At 46.9% G+C, this 15,916-nt stretch carries 11 protein-coding genes and 1 pseudogene; 3 read left to right on the plus strand and 9 right to left on the minus strand.

Annotation, left to right across the window (positions count from 1 at the left end; translation table 11 throughout):
- From DPF93_RS09465 to argC, 7 genes and pseudogenes are all read right to left on the minus strand, one after another.
- The coding region (locus tag DPF93_RS09465) for a helix-turn-helix domain-containing protein (protein ID WP_164675337.1) at positions 1-200 on the minus strand (200 nt) is incomplete at its 3' end.
- A gap of 186 nt (positions 201-386) precedes the next feature.
- Positions 387-1,955 (minus strand): alkyl hydroperoxide reductase subunit F, encoded by a 1,569-nt coding sequence (ahpF, locus tag DPF93_RS09470; protein ID WP_075652226.1) that lies wholly within the window; start codon positions 1,953-1,955, stop codon positions 387-389.
- A 168-nt stretch (positions 1,956-2,123) separates the two neighbouring features.
- Positions 2,124-2,681: an alkyl hydroperoxide reductase subunit C gene (ahpC, locus tag DPF93_RS09475; RefSeq protein WP_075652225.1), complete on the minus strand. Its 558-nt coding sequence runs from the start codon at positions 2,679-2,681 to the stop codon at positions 2,124-2,126.
- Positions 2,682-3,661: 980 nt separating this feature from the next.
- Positions 3,662-5,029, minus strand: a pseudogene (argH, locus tag DPF93_RS09480) (argininosuccinate lyase); the annotation flags it as partial.
- Between the two features lie 119 nt (positions 5,030-5,148).
- Positions 5,149-6,366, minus strand: a complete 1,218-nt coding sequence (locus DPF93_RS09485) for an argininosuccinate synthase (RefSeq protein ID WP_075652223.1) — start codon at positions 6,364-6,366, stop codon at positions 5,149-5,151.
- An 87-nt stretch (positions 6,367-6,453) separates the two neighbouring features.
- Entirely contained in the window at positions 6,454-7,245 is a 792-nt protein-coding gene (argB, locus tag DPF93_RS09490; protein ID WP_114765957.1) for an acetylglutamate kinase, read from the minus strand.
- 162 nt (positions 7,246-7,407) lie between these two features.
- Entirely contained in the window at positions 7,408-8,409 is a 1,002-nt protein-coding gene (argC, locus tag DPF93_RS09495) for an N-acetyl-gamma-glutamyl-phosphate reductase (RefSeq protein WP_114765958.1), read from the minus strand.
- 150 nt (positions 8,410-8,559) lie between these two features.
- On the opposite strand from argC, the gene argE reads away from it, so the two are divergent.
- From argE to DPF93_RS09510, 3 genes are all read left to right on the plus strand, one after another.
- Complete coding sequence (gene argE / locus DPF93_RS09500) at positions 8,560-9,699, plus strand: acetylornithine deacetylase (protein WP_114765959.1); 1,140 nt, start codon at positions 8,560-8,562, stop codon at positions 9,697-9,699.
- Positions 9,700-10,001: 302 nt separating this feature from the next.
- Positions 10,002-12,635 carry a phosphoenolpyruvate carboxylase gene (ppc, locus tag DPF93_RS09505; RefSeq protein ID WP_114765960.1) on the plus strand — a complete coding sequence of 878 codons (2,634 nt, stop codon included), beginning with the start codon at positions 10,002-10,004 and terminating at the stop codon, positions 12,633-12,635.
- Positions 12,636-13,075: 440 nt separating this feature from the next.
- The gene (locus DPF93_RS09510; RefSeq protein WP_483050730.1) at positions 13,076-13,615 is read left to right on the plus strand and encodes a PadR family transcriptional regulator; all 540 of its coding nucleotides are present in this window, start codon (positions 13,076-13,078) and stop codon (positions 13,613-13,615) included.
- Positions 13,616-13,691: 76 nt separating this feature from the next.
- Here DPF93_RS09510 and cysE read toward each other — a convergent pair whose 3' ends face one another.
- Together cysE and gpsA are read right to left on the minus strand one after the other, a co-directional pair.
- The gene (gene cysE / locus DPF93_RS09515; protein WP_114765962.1) at positions 13,692-14,513 is read right to left on the minus strand and encodes a serine O-acetyltransferase; all 822 of its coding nucleotides are present in this window, start codon (positions 14,511-14,513) and stop codon (positions 13,692-13,694) included.
- 199 nt (positions 14,514-14,712) lie between these two features.
- The gene (gene gpsA, locus DPF93_RS09520) at positions 14,713-15,747 is read right to left on the minus strand and encodes an NAD(P)H-dependent glycerol-3-phosphate dehydrogenase (RefSeq protein ID WP_114765963.1); all 1,035 of its coding nucleotides are present in this window, start codon (positions 15,745-15,747) and stop codon (positions 14,713-14,715) included.
- Positions 15,748-15,916 lie beyond the last annotated feature (169 nt).

A 15,916-nucleotide genomic window follows, 5' to 3' on the forward strand; every position in this document is an offset into this window, starting at 1 on the left:
CTTGGGTTTTGCGTCCAATCCATTTTTCCGTGCTTTCTCAGCCAAGTTAAAACAGTTGAGCGACCTTGGATACCATAAATGGCTTGTGCTTGCTTGTAGGTCATTTCTCCTTTTTCTACGGCATCAACGACCTGCAATTTAAAGCCTAGTGTGTAATCACGCTGAGTGCGCTTAATGTAGAGTTTATTTGAAGTGGTCATAATTCGTCCTCAATGTGTAAACACATTTCAGGACGGGACATACAAACAAAAAAAGCCAGCAGTGGGATGCTGCTGGCAAAGTCTTGGGCTTCTAGTTTTGCTTCTTTCTTGCTGTGTAATTAACTGTTACGTCCTTTCTTGTCGCGTCACTTCTTATCAAGCAGATGACGCTCAAGAAATTAGCGCTTAACCTTGTTTACGGATTAGGTAATCAAATGCACCTAAACTTGCTTTTGCACCTTCACCCATCGCAATGATGATCTGTTTATAAGGTACTGTCGTTGCATCACCGGCTGCGAATACACCTTCGAGGCTGGTTTCACCGCGGCTACCAACTTCAATCTCACCACGCTCAGAGAGTGCTACTTCTGAATCTTTTAGCCATTCTGTGTTTGGTACTAGACCGATTTGAACAAAGATACCTGACAGTTCAATCTGTTTGATTTCATCTGTATTGCGGTCTTTGTACTTCAAGCTTGTTACACGAGTACCGTCACCCACAACTTCTGTGGTTTGTGCCATGGTGATGATGTCGATGTTTGGTAGTGAGTTCGCTTTGTCGATAAGCACTTGGTCAGCGCGAAGTACATCGGCGAATTCAAGAACCGTTACGTGTTCAACAATACCTGCTAGGTCAATAGCGGCTTCAATACCTGAGTTACCGCCACCGATAACCGCAGTTTTCTTGCCTTTGAACAGTGGACCATCACAGTGTGGGCAGTACGCGACACCTTTGTTGCGGTACTCTTGCTCACCAGGGACGTTCATTTCACGCCAGCGTGCACCAGGGCTTAGGATGACACTCTTACTCTTCAGCGTTGCACCACTTTCAAGTTGGATGTGAATCAAACCATCTTCTGTGTGTGCTGCGCCCATTAGCTTCTCAGCTTGTTGCTCAGTTACTACGTCTACGTCGTATTCTTTTAGGTGTTCTGCTAGGTCTGTTGCCAGTTTTGGACCTTCAGTACGTTTTACCGAAATGAAGTTCTCGATTGCCATGGTGTCCATAACCTGACCACCAAAACGCTTAGCAACCACACCAGTGCGAATACCTTTACGAGCTGCGTATAGAGCAGCTGCGCTACCACCAGGACCACCGCCGACAACCAGTACATCGTATGGGTCTTTTTCGCTCAGTGCTTTCGCGGCTTTCTCGCTTGCGCCGTCATCCACTTTGTTTAGGATTTCAGTCAGAGACATACGACCTTGACCGAATAGCTCGCCGTTTACGAATACACTTGGTACTGCCATGATGTCGCGTTGTTTCACTTCATCTTGGAACAAACCACCATCGATCATGGTTGCTTTCACTTTCGGGTTGATCGCTGCCATCATGTTGAACGCTTGAACCACGTCTGGACAGTTTTGACATGACAGTGAAATAAAGATTTCTACGTCTAATTCTTTGTCTAGAGCTGCGATTTGCTCAATCACTTCCGGTTCTAGTTTGATTGGGTGACCGCCAGAGTGAAGCAGTGCCAATACTAGAGAGGTAAATTCATGTCCCATTGGCAAGCCTGCAAAACGTAGTGCGGTGCCTTTCGCTGGGTTGGTCACTGCCATCACTGGTTTACGTGCGCTTGCGTTGTCGTCACGTTCAACGGTGATGAGATCGCTCATTTCTGCGATTTGATTTGCTAGTGACAAGATATCATTCGATGCTTTGCTTTCATCTAGACTAACCACTAAACGAACTTCTTGTTTTACATTAGCCAGATATTGTTTGAGTTGTTGTTGGATCGCTTGGTCTAACATAGTGTTACTGCCTTCATTAAATCTTAAAAGTGGTTACTGTAGATAAAATCTTGGGGTAGAGAGCAAATCAGGCAGATGGTCGTCAAGGTATCTAACCTGAAGTGCTCTCTGTTTGGTTCTAGTCAGTAAAAGGAGAATTAAACTGACTAGGTCCTAAATTTGTGCGGCTTAGATTTTGCCAACTAGGTCTAGAGATGGTGCTAGCGTCTCTTCGCCTTCTTTCCATTTAGCAGGACAAACTTCGCCTGGGTGTGCTGCTACGTATTGAGCTGCTTTTACTTTGCGTAGTAAGTCTTCTGCGTCACGACCGATACCTTCAGCAGTGATTTCCATTGCTTGGATAGTACCTTGTGGGTCGATTAGGAACGTTGCACGGTCTGCAAGACCTTGACCTTCACGCATCACACCGAAGTTGTTAGTGATGTTGCCTGTTTGGTCGCCAAGCATGTAGTACTGAATCTTGCCGATTGTGTCTGAGCTGTCGTGCCATGCTTTATGAGTAAAGTGTGTGTCAGTTGATACTGAGTAAACTTCTACGCCACGTTTTTGTAGCTCTTCGTAGTGGTCAGCAAGGTCACCAAGTTCAGTTGGACATACAAACGTAAAGTCTGCTGGGTAGAAGAAGAACACCGCCCATTTACCTAGAACATCTTGCTCTGTTACTTCAACGAATTCGCCGTTTTTGTATGCTGTAGCTGAGAATGGTTTGATTTGAGTGTTAATCATAATTTACTTTCCTTTGAATGTTTTAAGCTGAGCTGTTGTTGCTTTCGGAAAGTATATTCGCATCACAGTGAGTTTAAGGAAAATCGCTTGTAACTATCCTATTGATAGTCATTTCCTATTAATAGTTATTTCACTTGATAGGGAGTATCGATGTCAGTGACGTGATGTTCACGGGACTTTTGATAGGCTTTGCTCCTTACTAAAGCTATACGTACCAATACAGCGAAGTCATCCCCAAACTAGTTGGTGTTGCAGCTAGGCAACCAAATGAGAAAAGTCTCTGAGCATAGTGAACTATGTGATGAGATTTTCGAATGCAGGTTAACGACGCTGTAGCGCCAAATAGGAAGGGGAAGGCGCTTTAGTTTCGAGGGTGCGGTCTGGTCGGTTTTAGGTGTTCCCGACACCGAAAACCTTAAAATTCTTCCTGAATTTTTACCTCATATGCAGCGAATCTTTAATTGATAAAAACGCTTCTAGATCTTTGCACCGATACTAAATACTTCCCCAAACTAGTTTGTGTTACAGCTAGGCATGATGAGATTTTCGAGTGGGATTAACGACGCTGTAGCGCCAAATAGGAAGGGGAATTCCTCAAACTAATTGGAGTCACACCTAGGCGGGCAAACGAACAAAGCCTCTGAGCATAGAAATACTATGTGATGAGGTTTGTGAGAGCAGTTCAACAACGGTGTGATTTTAATTAGGCAGAGGAAAGAAAAAAGCCCTGAAATCAATATAAGATTTCAGGGCTCTCTTAGATTCATCTAAGAAAAAGCAGTGGTACAGTTATAGACCGAGCCTTTTCAAGATGGTTCAATTTTTTATCGATCTTTTTTGATCTTTTTATCTATCCACTAAAAATCAACGTTTTAGATAAAAGGTTGCTGTACCTATTCAAACCAATTGGTGCTGCAGGTAGGCGACCAAAGAGCAAAGCCACTGCAGCGACCATTGGGAAGAATGATGAATCGCTACTTTAAACGCGCTTCGGCTTGCTCAACAGCAAACGCCACTTGCTCTGGCGCAACGCCGCCTAGGGCATTACGTTTAGCCAAGCAAGATTCAATCGTAAGAATTGCGTACACGTCTTCTTCAATCACTGACGAGAAGGCTTTGAGCTCTGCTAGTGACAATTCTTCTAGCGCACTGCCCTTTTCAATTGCGCCGACCACGGCAACGCCGACGATATGGTGCGCTTCACGGAAAGGAATCCCTTTCGCCACTAGATAATCAGCTAACTCGGTCGCGTTGGCGTAGCCTTGCTGCGCCGCTTCTAGCGTACGTTCACCGTTAACTTTGATACCATCAAAACAGAGCGCCGCCATTTCAATACAATCGAACCAAGTATCGAGTGCATCAAATAACCCTTCTTTGTCTTCCTGCATATCTTTGTTGTATGCCAATGGCAGTGCTTTGACTGTCATCATCATGCCGGCTAAGGAGCCATAGACACGCCCAGTTTTACCACGGATAAGCTCTAGGGCATCCGGGTTTTTCTTTTGCGGCATCAACGATGAACCGGATGTAACGGTATCGGCTAATTCAATAAAGTTGGCTTCACCTGAGTTATAGAAAATCATGTCTTCAGCTAGACGAGATAGGTGCAGCATTGAAATCGACGCAACCGACATCAGCTCCATCACATGGTCGCGATCCGAAACCGAATCTAGCGAGTTACGAGTTGCACGGGCAAAACCAAGGTTTTGTGCAATCAGCTCTCGATCCATCGCATAGGCAGTACCTGCTAGTGCGCCAGAGCCAAGCGGACAAGTATTCAGACGCGCGACTGCATCTTTTAAACGGGAATGGTCACGCTCAAACATTTCAACGTAAGCAAGACACCAGTGAGCAAATGTCACAGGCTGCGCACGTTGCAGGTGAGTATAACCTGGTAGAACGGTGGTTTGATGCGCCTTCGCAACATTGACCATTTGCAATTGCAGATCTTCAAGCGCTTTTAATAGCACTTCGCCTTGCTCACGGCACCATAGTTTTAGGTCGGTCGCCACTTGGTCGTTACGCGAACGCCCCGTGTGCAGTTTTTTACCCAAATCACCCACTTTGGCGATCAGTTGCTGTTCAACCCAAGAGTGAATATCTTCGGCATCCGAAGCTAAGATCTGCTTTGGATTCTCTTCTACGCTGACTTTCAGCTCATTCAAAGCCTGCTCAAGTTGCTGCTGCTCTTGCTCGCTCAACACGCCGACAGTGACTAACGCTTTTGACCACGCAACCGAGCCGACAATATCTTGCACTGCTAAGCGATAATCAAAACGAAGCGAATCATTAAAGTCTTTAAAACGTGTATCTGCTGCTTGGGTAAATCTACCGCCCCATAGTGCCATTGCATCTCTCCTGATAATCAAAGGATCCAGCCAAAGCTGAACCCTTTTAAGTCGGTCACATCGCCCAGACTCCGCTGAGCTTATTGGTTCTGGCAAGCTTTAACCTGCCAGTTTATTTATTACTTTTTCTTTGCTGCGTTTAGCGCTCTGATTCTGCTTGATAGCGAGTACAGGCGGATAAAGCCACCAGCATGGCTTTGGTCATACACTTCATCAGCACCAAAGGTGGCGAACTCTTCGCTGTACAAGCTGTTGTCTGAACGCTTCTGCGTAACCGTTGCTTGACCTTTGTAAAGCTTGATCACGACTTCACCATTCACATCTTGTGCAAGCTCATCTGCTGCCGCAAGCACTGACTTACATAGTGGCGTAAACCAACGACCATCGTATACAAGTTGAGCAGCTTTCACACCTAATTCTTCACGGAATTCGAACGACGTCTTGTCCAATACCAATTGCTCAACTGCACGTAGCGCTTCCATGATGATGGTGCCTCCTGGAGTTTCGTAACAGCCACGAGACTTCATACCGACAAGACGGTTTTCAACGATATCGATACGACCTACACCGTGCTTAGCACCTTTATCGTTTAGGTAAACCAGTGCGTTGTATGGGTTCATCGCTTCACCATCAACTTCAACCACTTCGCCTTTCGCCACTTTCAGCGTGACGTATTCCGCTTCATTTGGCGCTTGCTCAGGATCAACCGTCCAAGCCCAGCAATCTTCGTTTGGCGCATTCCAAGTATCTTCTAGAACACCACCTTCTGTTGATAGGTGCCATGCGTTCGCATCACGTGAGTAGATTTTGGTGATTGAAGCTGAACAAGGAATATTACGTGCTTCTAGGTAATCCAAACACTCTTCACGGCTCACCAAGTCCCATTCACGCCATGGCGCAATCACTTTTAGATCCGGAGCAAGAGCGGCAAACGCACCTTCGAAACGTACTTGGTCGTTACCTTTACCCGTACAGCCGTGACACAATGCGTCAGCGCCAACTTTACGTGCCACTTCTACTTGCGCTTTAGCAATGATTGGACGCGCCATTGAAGTACCCAGTAGGTATTTACCTTCGTAACATGCACCGGTTTTCAGCGTAGGGTTGATGTACTCAGCGACCATCTCTTCTTTTAGGTCAACCACATAACACTCTGATGCACCAGAAGCGATAGCTTTTTCTTCAATGCCTTCAAGCTCGTAGTAGCCTTGACCAACATCCGCCACAAACGCCACGACTTCACAATCGTAGTTCTCTTTTAACCACGGGATAATTACTGAGGTATCGAGACCACCAGAGTAAGCTACTACTACTTTGTTTACGTTTACTTTGCTCATTTTCATTCTCCGAGCCTAAGCGTATGACGGCTTAGGTACTAATCCTTGTTATGACTCTCTAAACAGATTTTATCTGTGCTAGAAAATTTACTGCGGCAGAAATTGTGTGCCGATACTCTCACCCGCGAAAAGCTGGGCTAATTTTTCTGGGTAGCGCCAAGTAGCCACTTCGATAGGGCGACCAAGGTCATTTGCCGCTTCCAGCGCCGCTTTAACCTTAACAATCATGCCATCAGTGATCACTTGACCATCAATCAGTTGGTTGGCTTTTTGCTCATCTAAACTCTTGATCAAATTACCTTTGCCGTCCAATACACCGCTCACATCTGAGAGCAAAACAAGCTCTGCATCAAGAGCGCCAGCGACAGCAACGGCAGCTTGGTCAGCATTAACATTCATAATTTGACCATCGTCGGTTAAACCAATTGAGCTGATAATTGGCAGTGCGCCCGTCGCTAATACCGCTTGCAGCACCGCTGGGTTACCCGGCGCCGCTTTACCGACTGCACCAAGTTCTGGATCAAGCTCTTCAACCTGACACAAGCCGCCATCCGCTAGGCTAAAACCGACTGCATTCAAACCATCTTTGATTGCTTGACCTTGCAGTTGCTTATTGGCAGTGCCCGCTAGCGCACCGGCAATTAAACCAATTTGGTCGTAAGGGGTAACACGTAGACCCTGTTTTTTCACCGTCGGCAACTGTAGCTGTTTCATCAGGTCATCCACTAGGTAACCACCACCATGCACAATCACAATTGGTCGCAGTGCCTGAACTTGGTAGTTCGCAATGGCACCAAACACTTGGCTGAGCGTGTCGGTACATGACAGGGCTGCTCCGCCGAGTTTGATCACTAATGGATTTTGTTTGCTCTCTGTCATAACTGCTCCTTGGTATGACTGACCTTGATATCTACCCAAACAACTTGGAGATGCTGGTAGGCGACAAGAGAACAAAACCTCTGAGCATAGATGTACTATGTGATGAGGTTTGTGAGCGCCAGTCAACACCGCAGCAACTGCAAGTGGGACGGGTATAACGAATTAAATAAGTGCCGTGATTTCAGGGTATCCGTAGTGGATGTTCAAGCATTGCATCGCTTGACTCGATGCGCCTTTTAATAAGTTGTCGATCACCGCACATACAATGATGTGCTCGCCTTGTACTTTCCAACCGATATCGCAGAACGGGGTAAACTGAACGTTTTGTAGCTTTGGCATGCCATCAACTAGACGCACCAAAGGTTTGTCTTGATAAGCCGCAGCAAATACTTGCGCGACTTGCTCTGGGTTTGCACCCGCAGAAAGTTTCATGGTGATAGTGGCAAGAATGCCACGTTTGAAGTCCGCTAAGTGCGGGGTAAAAATCACATCACAACCTAAATGGGTGGCGATTTCTGGCTGATGGCGATGAGCGAATACACCGTAAGGTTGCAAGCTCACTTCACACAAACTATTGGTAAGCGTTGCCTTACGACCGGCACCCGATGCACCGCTAGTTGCGTTAATCACTGGCCACTGCTTAGTATCGATTAAGCCCGCTTGCAGCAAAGGTTTGATTGCCAATTGTGAAGCGGTTGGGTAACAACCCGGTACCGCCACCAGTTGGCTTTGTTTGATTTCTTCGCTCGCCCACTCAGCAAGACCGTAAGCGGCGTTATCTAGCCATTGTTCGTGTTGATGATCAAAACCATAAAACTCTGGGTAGAAGCCGCCCTTTTTAACTCGGAAGGCTCCCGACAAGTCAAACACTTGGCAACCATGCGCTAACAGCGTTGGCGCTAAATCATGGCTCACTTCATGTGCAGTAGCGAGAAAGACTACGTCTGCATTTTTCGCTACCCCTTCAACATCTACCAGCGGTTGAACTTGGTCATCGACCAAACCCGCTAACTTACCGTGCAAAGCAGAGATTGGCGTACCTGCATCTGCGCTGTTGGCTGAAACGTATAAACCTGATAGCGTAAGCTCTGGGTGTTTGTGCACCATCAGTGCAAGTTCTGCTCCGGTATAGCCAGTGGCACCAATGATGGTCGTTTTAAGCATTTTAAGACATCCGTATCGTTATTTAGCGTCACTCAATGTGACTAAAAAACTATTTAAAGTGTTTTTTAATGATTTTTTATTCATTAAAAATGATTTAATATGTGTTTTACCTTCTTAGTTAGCGTCTGTCAACAGGGAAACGAAGATAATATGCAACTACCGAGCTTTATTGAGGTCTACCGCGGCCTAATTTCTACTTCCTCTATCAGCTCTTCTGATCCAAGTTGGGACGAGGGTAACCAGCAAGTTATCGAGAAACTTGCCACTTGGCTGAAAGATGTCGGCTTTGATGTGGATGTCATTCAAGCCGCACCCGGTAAATACAATTTATTAGCCAAGAAAGGTCATGGTGAAGGCGGGCTACTACTCGCCGGTCACAGTGATACCGTGCCGTTTGATGAGGGGCGTTGGAACTTCGAGCCGCATGCGATTACCGAAGCCAATAACCGCTTCTATGGTTTAGGCACTGCGGATATGAAAGGCTTCTTTGCTTTTATCTATGAAGCCGTAAAGAAGATTGATTGGAGCAAACAGACCAAACCGCTCTATATTCTCGCCACTTGCGACGAAGAAACCTCGATGCTGGGCGCACGCCACTTTACTGATAACACGCCAATCAAACCGGATTACTGCATTATTGGTGAGCCAACGAGCTTAGTACCGATCCGTGCTCACAAAGGGCACGTCGCCAATGCGGTGCGCGTGACCGGTAAATCAGGTCACTCTTCCGATCCTGCGCTTGGCGTGAACGCTATTGAGATCATGCATGAAGTGCTTTTTGCGCTGATGCAACTGCGCGACAAGCTGATCAAAGAGTATCACCATCCGGGCTTTGCGATTCCCAATCCAACACTGAACCTTGGGCATATTCATGGTGGTGACAGTGCTAACCGTATCTGTGGTTGTTGTGAGTTGCATTACGATGTGCGCCCTCTTCCTGGGATCAGCTTAGATGGTCTGAGCAATATGCTGCTGGGTGCTTTGCAAGAAGTGCAAGCCAAATGGCCGGGAAGAATTGCAATCACCCCACTGCATGATCCCGTGCCGGGCTTTGAGTGTAACCACGACCATCCATTTGTTGGTGGCATGGAAAATATCTGTCAGACGCCATCGGAAACGGTCAACTACTGCACCGAAGCACCGTTTTTAAGCCAGCTATGCCCAACCTTGGTATTGGGTCCGGGATCGATTGAACAAGCCCACCAACCGGATGAGTTTTTGGCGTTTGAGTTTATCGACCCAACCATCAATATACTGTCGAAATCGATCTACACCTATTGCTTTGATTAAAGCGCTTGAAGCAGCAGAGAGCGACTCTGCTGCTTTTTGATAGCCGTTAATAGAGATGCACGACTAAAGCCTAATGGGGGCGGAGCTCAATACAGTTTATAGTGATTGATCGCTCAAAATAGCGCTTTTCTGTAATAAATTTTCAGTAATTTAGGCAAAATAAGCGCAATTGTTCGAAGTGAACGAAATGACACTATTTGTGCAAAATAAGCTGGCACTATTTGACTGTTGGCGATATTTTTAGCTAGATTGTCTATCGACAAGGAACAATGGATGTAATTTTTTTACAAGGCAGGATGATAATGAACGAGAAATACTCTGCTCTACGTAGTAATGTGAGCATGTTGGGTCACTTGCTCGGCAATACTATCAAGGATGCACATGGAGACGTGATTCTTGAGAAAGTAGAAACCATACGTAAGCTTTCTAAATCAGCACGCTCTGGCAACCCAGCCGATCGCGAAAATCTCATCGAAGAGATCAAAAGCTTACCTAACGAACAACTCACTCCTGTTGCTCACGCCTTTAACCAGTTTCTAAATCTGACCAATATGGCAGAGCAATACCATACGATTTCACGTCATTGCGATGCACATGTCTGCGAACCTGACGCTATCAACACTCTGTTTTCTAAACTCAGCCAAAATGGCATTAGCAAACTTGATACTGCACAAGCGGTTCGCGATCTGAATATCGAACTGGTACTGACTGCTCACCCTACTGAAATCACTCGTCGCACCATGATCAATAAACTGGTGAAAATTAACGAGTGTTTGTCCAAGCTTGAACTGAGCGATCTCTCGGTCAAAGAGCGCCAAAAAACTGAGCGCCGCCTAGAGCAACTTATCGCCCAAAGCTGGCATTCTGATACCATTCGCCAGCAACGCCCAACGCCACTTGATGAAGCGAAATGGGGCTTTGCTGTCGTTGAAAACTCACTTTGGGAAGCAGTACCAGACTTTCTCCGTGAGCTTGATGAAAAACTTGAAGCTTACCTAGGTGAAGAGCTGCCAATTGATGCGGCACCAGTACACTTCTCATCTTGGATGGGCGGTGACCGCGATGGTAACCCATTTGTGACACACACCATCACACGCGAAGTACTGCTCCTGTCTCGCTGGAAAGCTGCGGACCTCTATCTCGGTGACATCAACGAGCTAGTTAGCGAACTGTCGATGACGCGCTGCAACGATGAAGTGCGCGCACTTGCTGGTGAAGATGAACACGAACCTTACCGCGCGATCCTTAAGTCGCTGCGTGCGCTGCTAAACGACACCAAAGAGATCTTGGACGCTAAGATCCATGGTCAAAAGCTGGCAATTAAAGCACCACTGCAAAATGCCGAGCAGCTATGGCAACCACTCCTTGCCTGTTACAAGTCGCTACACGAATGCGGCATGGGCGTCATCGCCGATGGCTCACTGCTTGATACATTGCGCCGCGTAAAAGCGTTTGGCGTACACCTAGTGCGTTTGGATATTCGCCAAGAAAGCACGCGCCACTCAGATGTAATTTCAGAGCTTACTCGCTACCTCGGCATTGGTGACTATGACCAATGGAGTGAGCAAGACAAAGTTGCTTTCCTAACTCAAGAACTCAGCTCTAAACGCCCGCTTCTTCCACGTGATTGGCAACCTTCAGAACCTGTTAAAGAAGTGCTCGATACTTGTCGCATTATCGCTGCGCAACCACGTGATGCCTTTGGTGCCTACGTTATTTCGATGGCGCGCACTGCTTCTGATGTACTGGCAGTGCACCTACTGCTGCAAGAAGCAGGCTGCCCTTACCGCATGGACGTGTGCCCACTGTTTGAAACCCTCGACGATCTCAACAACGCCGAGTCAGTGATCAAGCAATTAATGAGCATCGATCTCTACCGTGGCTTTATCCAAAACCAGCAAATGGTGATGATTGGTTACTCTGATTCTGCTAAAGATGCCGGCGTGATGGCGGCAGGTTGGGCGCAATATCATGCGATGGATGCACTGGTTAAAGTTGCCGACGAAGAAGGCATTGAGCTGACACTATTCCACGGTCGTGGCGGCACAATTGGTCGCGGCGGCGCGCCAGCGCACGCTGCACTACTCTCTCAGCCACCAAAGAGCTTGAAAGGCGGCTTGCGCGTAACTGAGCAAGGCGAAATGATCCGCTTTAAACTTGGGCTACCTGAAGTGGCAGTAAACAGCTTCAACATGTACGCCAGTGCAATTCTGGAAGCGAACCTATTACCACCACCAGAGCCAAAACAAGAATGGCGCGATCTGATGAACGTGCTGTCTGAAGTTAGCTGCGAAGCTTACCGTGGCGTAGTTCGTGGTGAACCGGATTTTGTACCTTACTTCCGCCAAGCAACACCTGAACTGGAGTTGGGTAAGCTGCCATTAGGCTCACGCCCATCGAAACGTAACCCGAACGGTGGTGTGGAAAGCCTACGTGCGATCCCTTGGATCTTCTCATGGAGTCAAAACCGCCTAGTTCTACCTGCGTGGTTAGGTGCGGGTGAAGCGATCCAGTACTCGATTGACCAAGGTCACCAAGAGCTACTAGAAGAGATGTGTCGTGAATGGCCATTCTTCTCAACTCGCCTTGGTATGCTTGAGATGGTGTATTCGAAATGTAGCATTGGCATCTCTCGTTACTACGATGAGCGTCTGGCTGATCCTGAATTGCTGCCACTGGGTGATCGCCTACGTGAACAGCTACAGAAAGACATCAAAACGGTGCTAAAAGTTGAAAACAACGAGAACCTGATGCAGAGCGATCCTTGGGGTCAAGAGTCTATCCGCCTGCGCAACATCTACGTTGAGCCACTCAACATGCTGCAAGCTGAATTGTTATACCGCACTCGTCAGGTAGACGATCCATTACCTGAACTTGAAGAGGCATTAATGGTCACGATTGCAGGTATTGCAGCGGGTATGCGTAATACCGGCTAACAGCAGACGAAAAGAATCGGGCCGCTCCTTGAGCGGCCTTTTTTATTGATTTGGGTCATTTTCTTGCAGTGATATAAATCGCAAGCATTTGGATGGGCATGATATAAAATATCAGCTTTAAGACATATAAAACCCATATATCAGCACAACATTCTGCAACTAAACTTTATTGAGCGTTTTATCAGTTTTTTATCCAGTTCTCCGCATCTATTCCACTTTATGCTTATTATTTAGATATAATATCGCTCCCCTGCGAAACACATAAAATATACAGTTCGCAGTCTCGATCGCATCGATCGAACTAGGTGAATAACGGCTTTTTTAAGGTGACATGACCAACTTTGTTGGTACTGCCCTCATCGACATAACACACGTGCCTTTAGAAGCACATATAGATGTTGGCAGTTGATTTGAGTTTATTGACCATTTGGATTGAAGACATGTCATTACCACACGTAATTCTTACAGTTCTTAGCACTCGCGATGCAACTGGATACGACATCACCAAAGAATTTTCCGCTACCATCGGCTACTTCTGGAAAGCAAGCCACCAGCAGGTTTACCGTGAACTAAACAAGATGGCACAAAACCAACTTGTAACCTGTGTGCTGGAGCCGCAAGAAGGTAAGCCGGACCGTAAAGTTTACTCGATTACAGATGCTGGGCGCATTGCTCTCGGCGAATGGTTTGATCAACCAACTGCACACCCTACCGTTCGTGATGAATTCTCAGCGAAACTGATGGCATGTTCAGTGCAACCATCAGCGGCATTTAAAGATCAGCTTGCTGGTCTTGTGGAAGAATCACGTAAGCTGGTTGAGCACTACAAAGAGATCGAAACCGCTTACTACTCAAACATTGCTAGCCTTGATAAGCAGCAGCGTTTAGAGCGCCTAACCCTGCGCCGTAACCTACTACTTCGTCAAACTTGGATTGAGTGGGCTGATGAAGTACTCGCTGAGCTTGATGCATTAGCGTAAAAACAACATCGACAGACAGTAAAAAGGTTGGCGATTGCCAACCTTTTTTTATTCAACTCAGCTTTACAGCGAATCACTAGATGCCGTCACCGTGCACAAATTGCTGCGACTTACCGTTAAACTGCTGATCCATATCCAAAGATGGTTTATCTGATTGCGGACGACCGACGATTTTCGCCGGAATACCAGCAACCGTGGTATGCGGTGGCACTTCATGCAGCACCACAGAGCACGAAGCAATCTTTGCCCCTTCGCCAACTTCGATATTGCCCAGGATCTTAGCACCAGCACCAATCATGACACCTTCACGGATTTTCGGGTGGCGGTCACCACACTCTTTACCCGTACCACCTAGCGTTACGTCTTGCAAAATTGATACGTCGTTCTCAACTACCGCTGTTTCACCAATCACAATACCCGTTGCGTGGTCGAGCATGATACCGCGACCAATACGTGCTGCCGGGTGAATATCCACCTGACACGCCACTGAAATTTGGTTTTGCAAATAAGTTGCCAGCGCGACTCGACCTTGCTTCCACAACCAGTTGGCGACTCGGTAGCCTTGCAGCGCATGGTAGCCTTTCAGGTAAAGCAGTGGGATTGAATACATTGAGACTGCCGGGTCACGATTGACCGTCGCGCAGATATCACAAGCAGCCGCTTCAGTAATACTTGGATCGGCAGCAAACGCCTCTTCCACCACTTCACGTACAGCCATCGCTGGCATTGATGCAGTGTTGAGCTTGTTGGCAAGAATGTAGCTCAGCGCTGCACATAAGCTATCATGCTTAATAATGGTGGCATGATAGAAACTAGCAAGCATTGGCTCTTGTTCAGACTGCTCACGCGCTTCCTGAATAATCGTCTGCCATATCTGTTTTTTTTCACAATGCTTCATATTGATTGAACCTTTCTAAACGACGAACTTCCTTGTTATGCCTATACCCGTCCTACTTGAAGTTGCAGCGGTGTTGACTGGCACTCACAAACCTCATCACATAGACCATCTATGCTCAGAGGCTTTGTTCCTTTGTCGCCTACCTGCATCTCCAAGTTTTTTGGGTACATCCCCTTAATTATAGGTTTGTTGGGATAGATTAAGCTTCTGCTTTTTTATCACGTGCGAGTAAGTCTTTAGCCGCTTCTCGCGCGTCTTTATTTTGGTAAAGCACTTGGTAGATCTGATCAACGATTGGCATTTCTACGCCCATACGTTGTGCCAGCATCCATACTTCTTTGGTATTACGGTAACCTTCAACCACCTGACCGATCTCTTGCTGAGCGGTATCCACATCTTTACCTTGTCCAAGTGCCAAGCCAAAGCGGCGATTGCGAGATTGGTTATCTGTACACGTTAGTACAAGATCGCCCAAACCTGCCATGCCCATAAAGGTTTCCGTTTGCGCGCCCAAGGCTGCGCCTAGACGACACATTTCCGCTAGACCGCGAGTAATCAATGCAGTACGAGCATTGGCACCAAAACCAATGCCATCCGACATACCAGCCCCGATGGCGATAACGTTCTTCACCGCGCCGCCTAGCTGCATACCAGTAAAGTCACTATTGGCGTAGACGCGGAATGTCTTACTGCAGTGGATTTTCTCTTGCAGGTCGGCAACAAACTGCGCATCTGGTGATGCAACCGAGATTGCGGTTGGCATACCCATCGCCAGCTCTTTAGCAAACGTAGGACCCGATAGCACGGCCAGCGAGTAGCTCTCACCTAAAATGTCGTGCGCGACTTCTTTTAGCAGACGACCAGTCTCAGGCTCTAAACCTTTGGTTGCCCAGCAGATACGTGAGTTATCGTGCAAGTAAGGCGTCACATTACCTAGCACAATACCAAATACATGACTTGGTACAACGACCAGAAGGTCACGGCTTGCTTGCACTGCTTTTTCTAAGTCTGACTCAACAATCAATGACTCAGGAAAATCCACACCGGGTAAAAATTCATGGTTAGCACGCTCAGCTTCTAGCTTTGCCATGTGCTCAGGCTCATGCCCCCAAATCACCACATTGGCGCCATTACGAGCCAGAGAAATAGCAAGAGAGGTACCGTAAGAACCGGCGCCTAAAACCGTCATTGCGATCTCTTTTCCGTAGGCATTATTGATGTTTGAATTTGTCATTCGTCCGCCTGTTCAATATATATTGAGTTGTTATACCAAAACCGCTTTAGCCACAAAGCCAAGTTTGAGTATAACCACTGTGCTTAAAACAAAAAATGCACAACGCATGCGGTTACGCGATGCCTTGTGCATTTTAATTGCAATCTAACCAATTAACAAAAAACGTTAA

Source organism: Vibrio rhodolitus, from assembly GCF_003350325.1.
Lineage (GTDB): Bacteria > Pseudomonadota > Gammaproteobacteria > Enterobacterales > Vibrionaceae > Vibrio > Vibrio rhodolitus.

Bases quoted from the DNA above. Each gene is read 5' to 3' on its own strand.
- DPF93_RS09510 (WP_483050730.1), top strand. From the start codon at position 13,076: ATGTCATTACCACACGTAATTCTTACAGTTCTTAGCACTCGCGATGCA.
- cysE (WP_114765962.1), bottom strand. From the start codon at position 14,513: ATGAAGCATTGTGAAAAAAAACAGATATGGCAGACGATTATTCAGGAA.
- DPF93_RS09485 (WP_075652223.1), bottom strand. From the start codon at position 6,366: ATGAGCAAAGTAAACGTAAACAAAGTAGTAGTAGCTTACTCTGGTGGT.
- gpsA (WP_114765963.1), bottom strand. From the start codon at position 15,747: ATGACAAATTCAAACATCAATAATGCCTACGGAAAAGAGATCGCAATG.
- argE (WP_114765959.1), top strand. From the start codon at position 8,560: ATGCAACTACCGAGCTTTATTGAGGTCTACCGCGGCCTAATTTCTACT.
- ahpF (WP_075652226.1), bottom strand. From the start codon at position 1,955: ATGTTAGACCAAGCGATCCAACAACAACTCAAACAATATCTGGCTAAT.
- ppc (WP_114765960.1), top strand. From the start codon at position 10,002: ATGAACGAGAAATACTCTGCTCTACGTAGTAATGTGAGCATGTTGGGT.
- argB (WP_114765957.1), bottom strand. From the start codon at position 7,245: ATGACAGAGAGCAAACAAAATCCATTAGTGATCAAACTCGGCGGAGCA.
- ahpC (WP_075652225.1), bottom strand. From the start codon at position 2,681: ATGATTAACACTCAAATCAAACCATTCTCAGCTACAGCATACAAAAAC.
- argC (WP_114765958.1), bottom strand. From the start codon at position 8,409: ATGCTTAAAACGACCATCATTGGTGCCACTGGCTATACCGGAGCAGAA.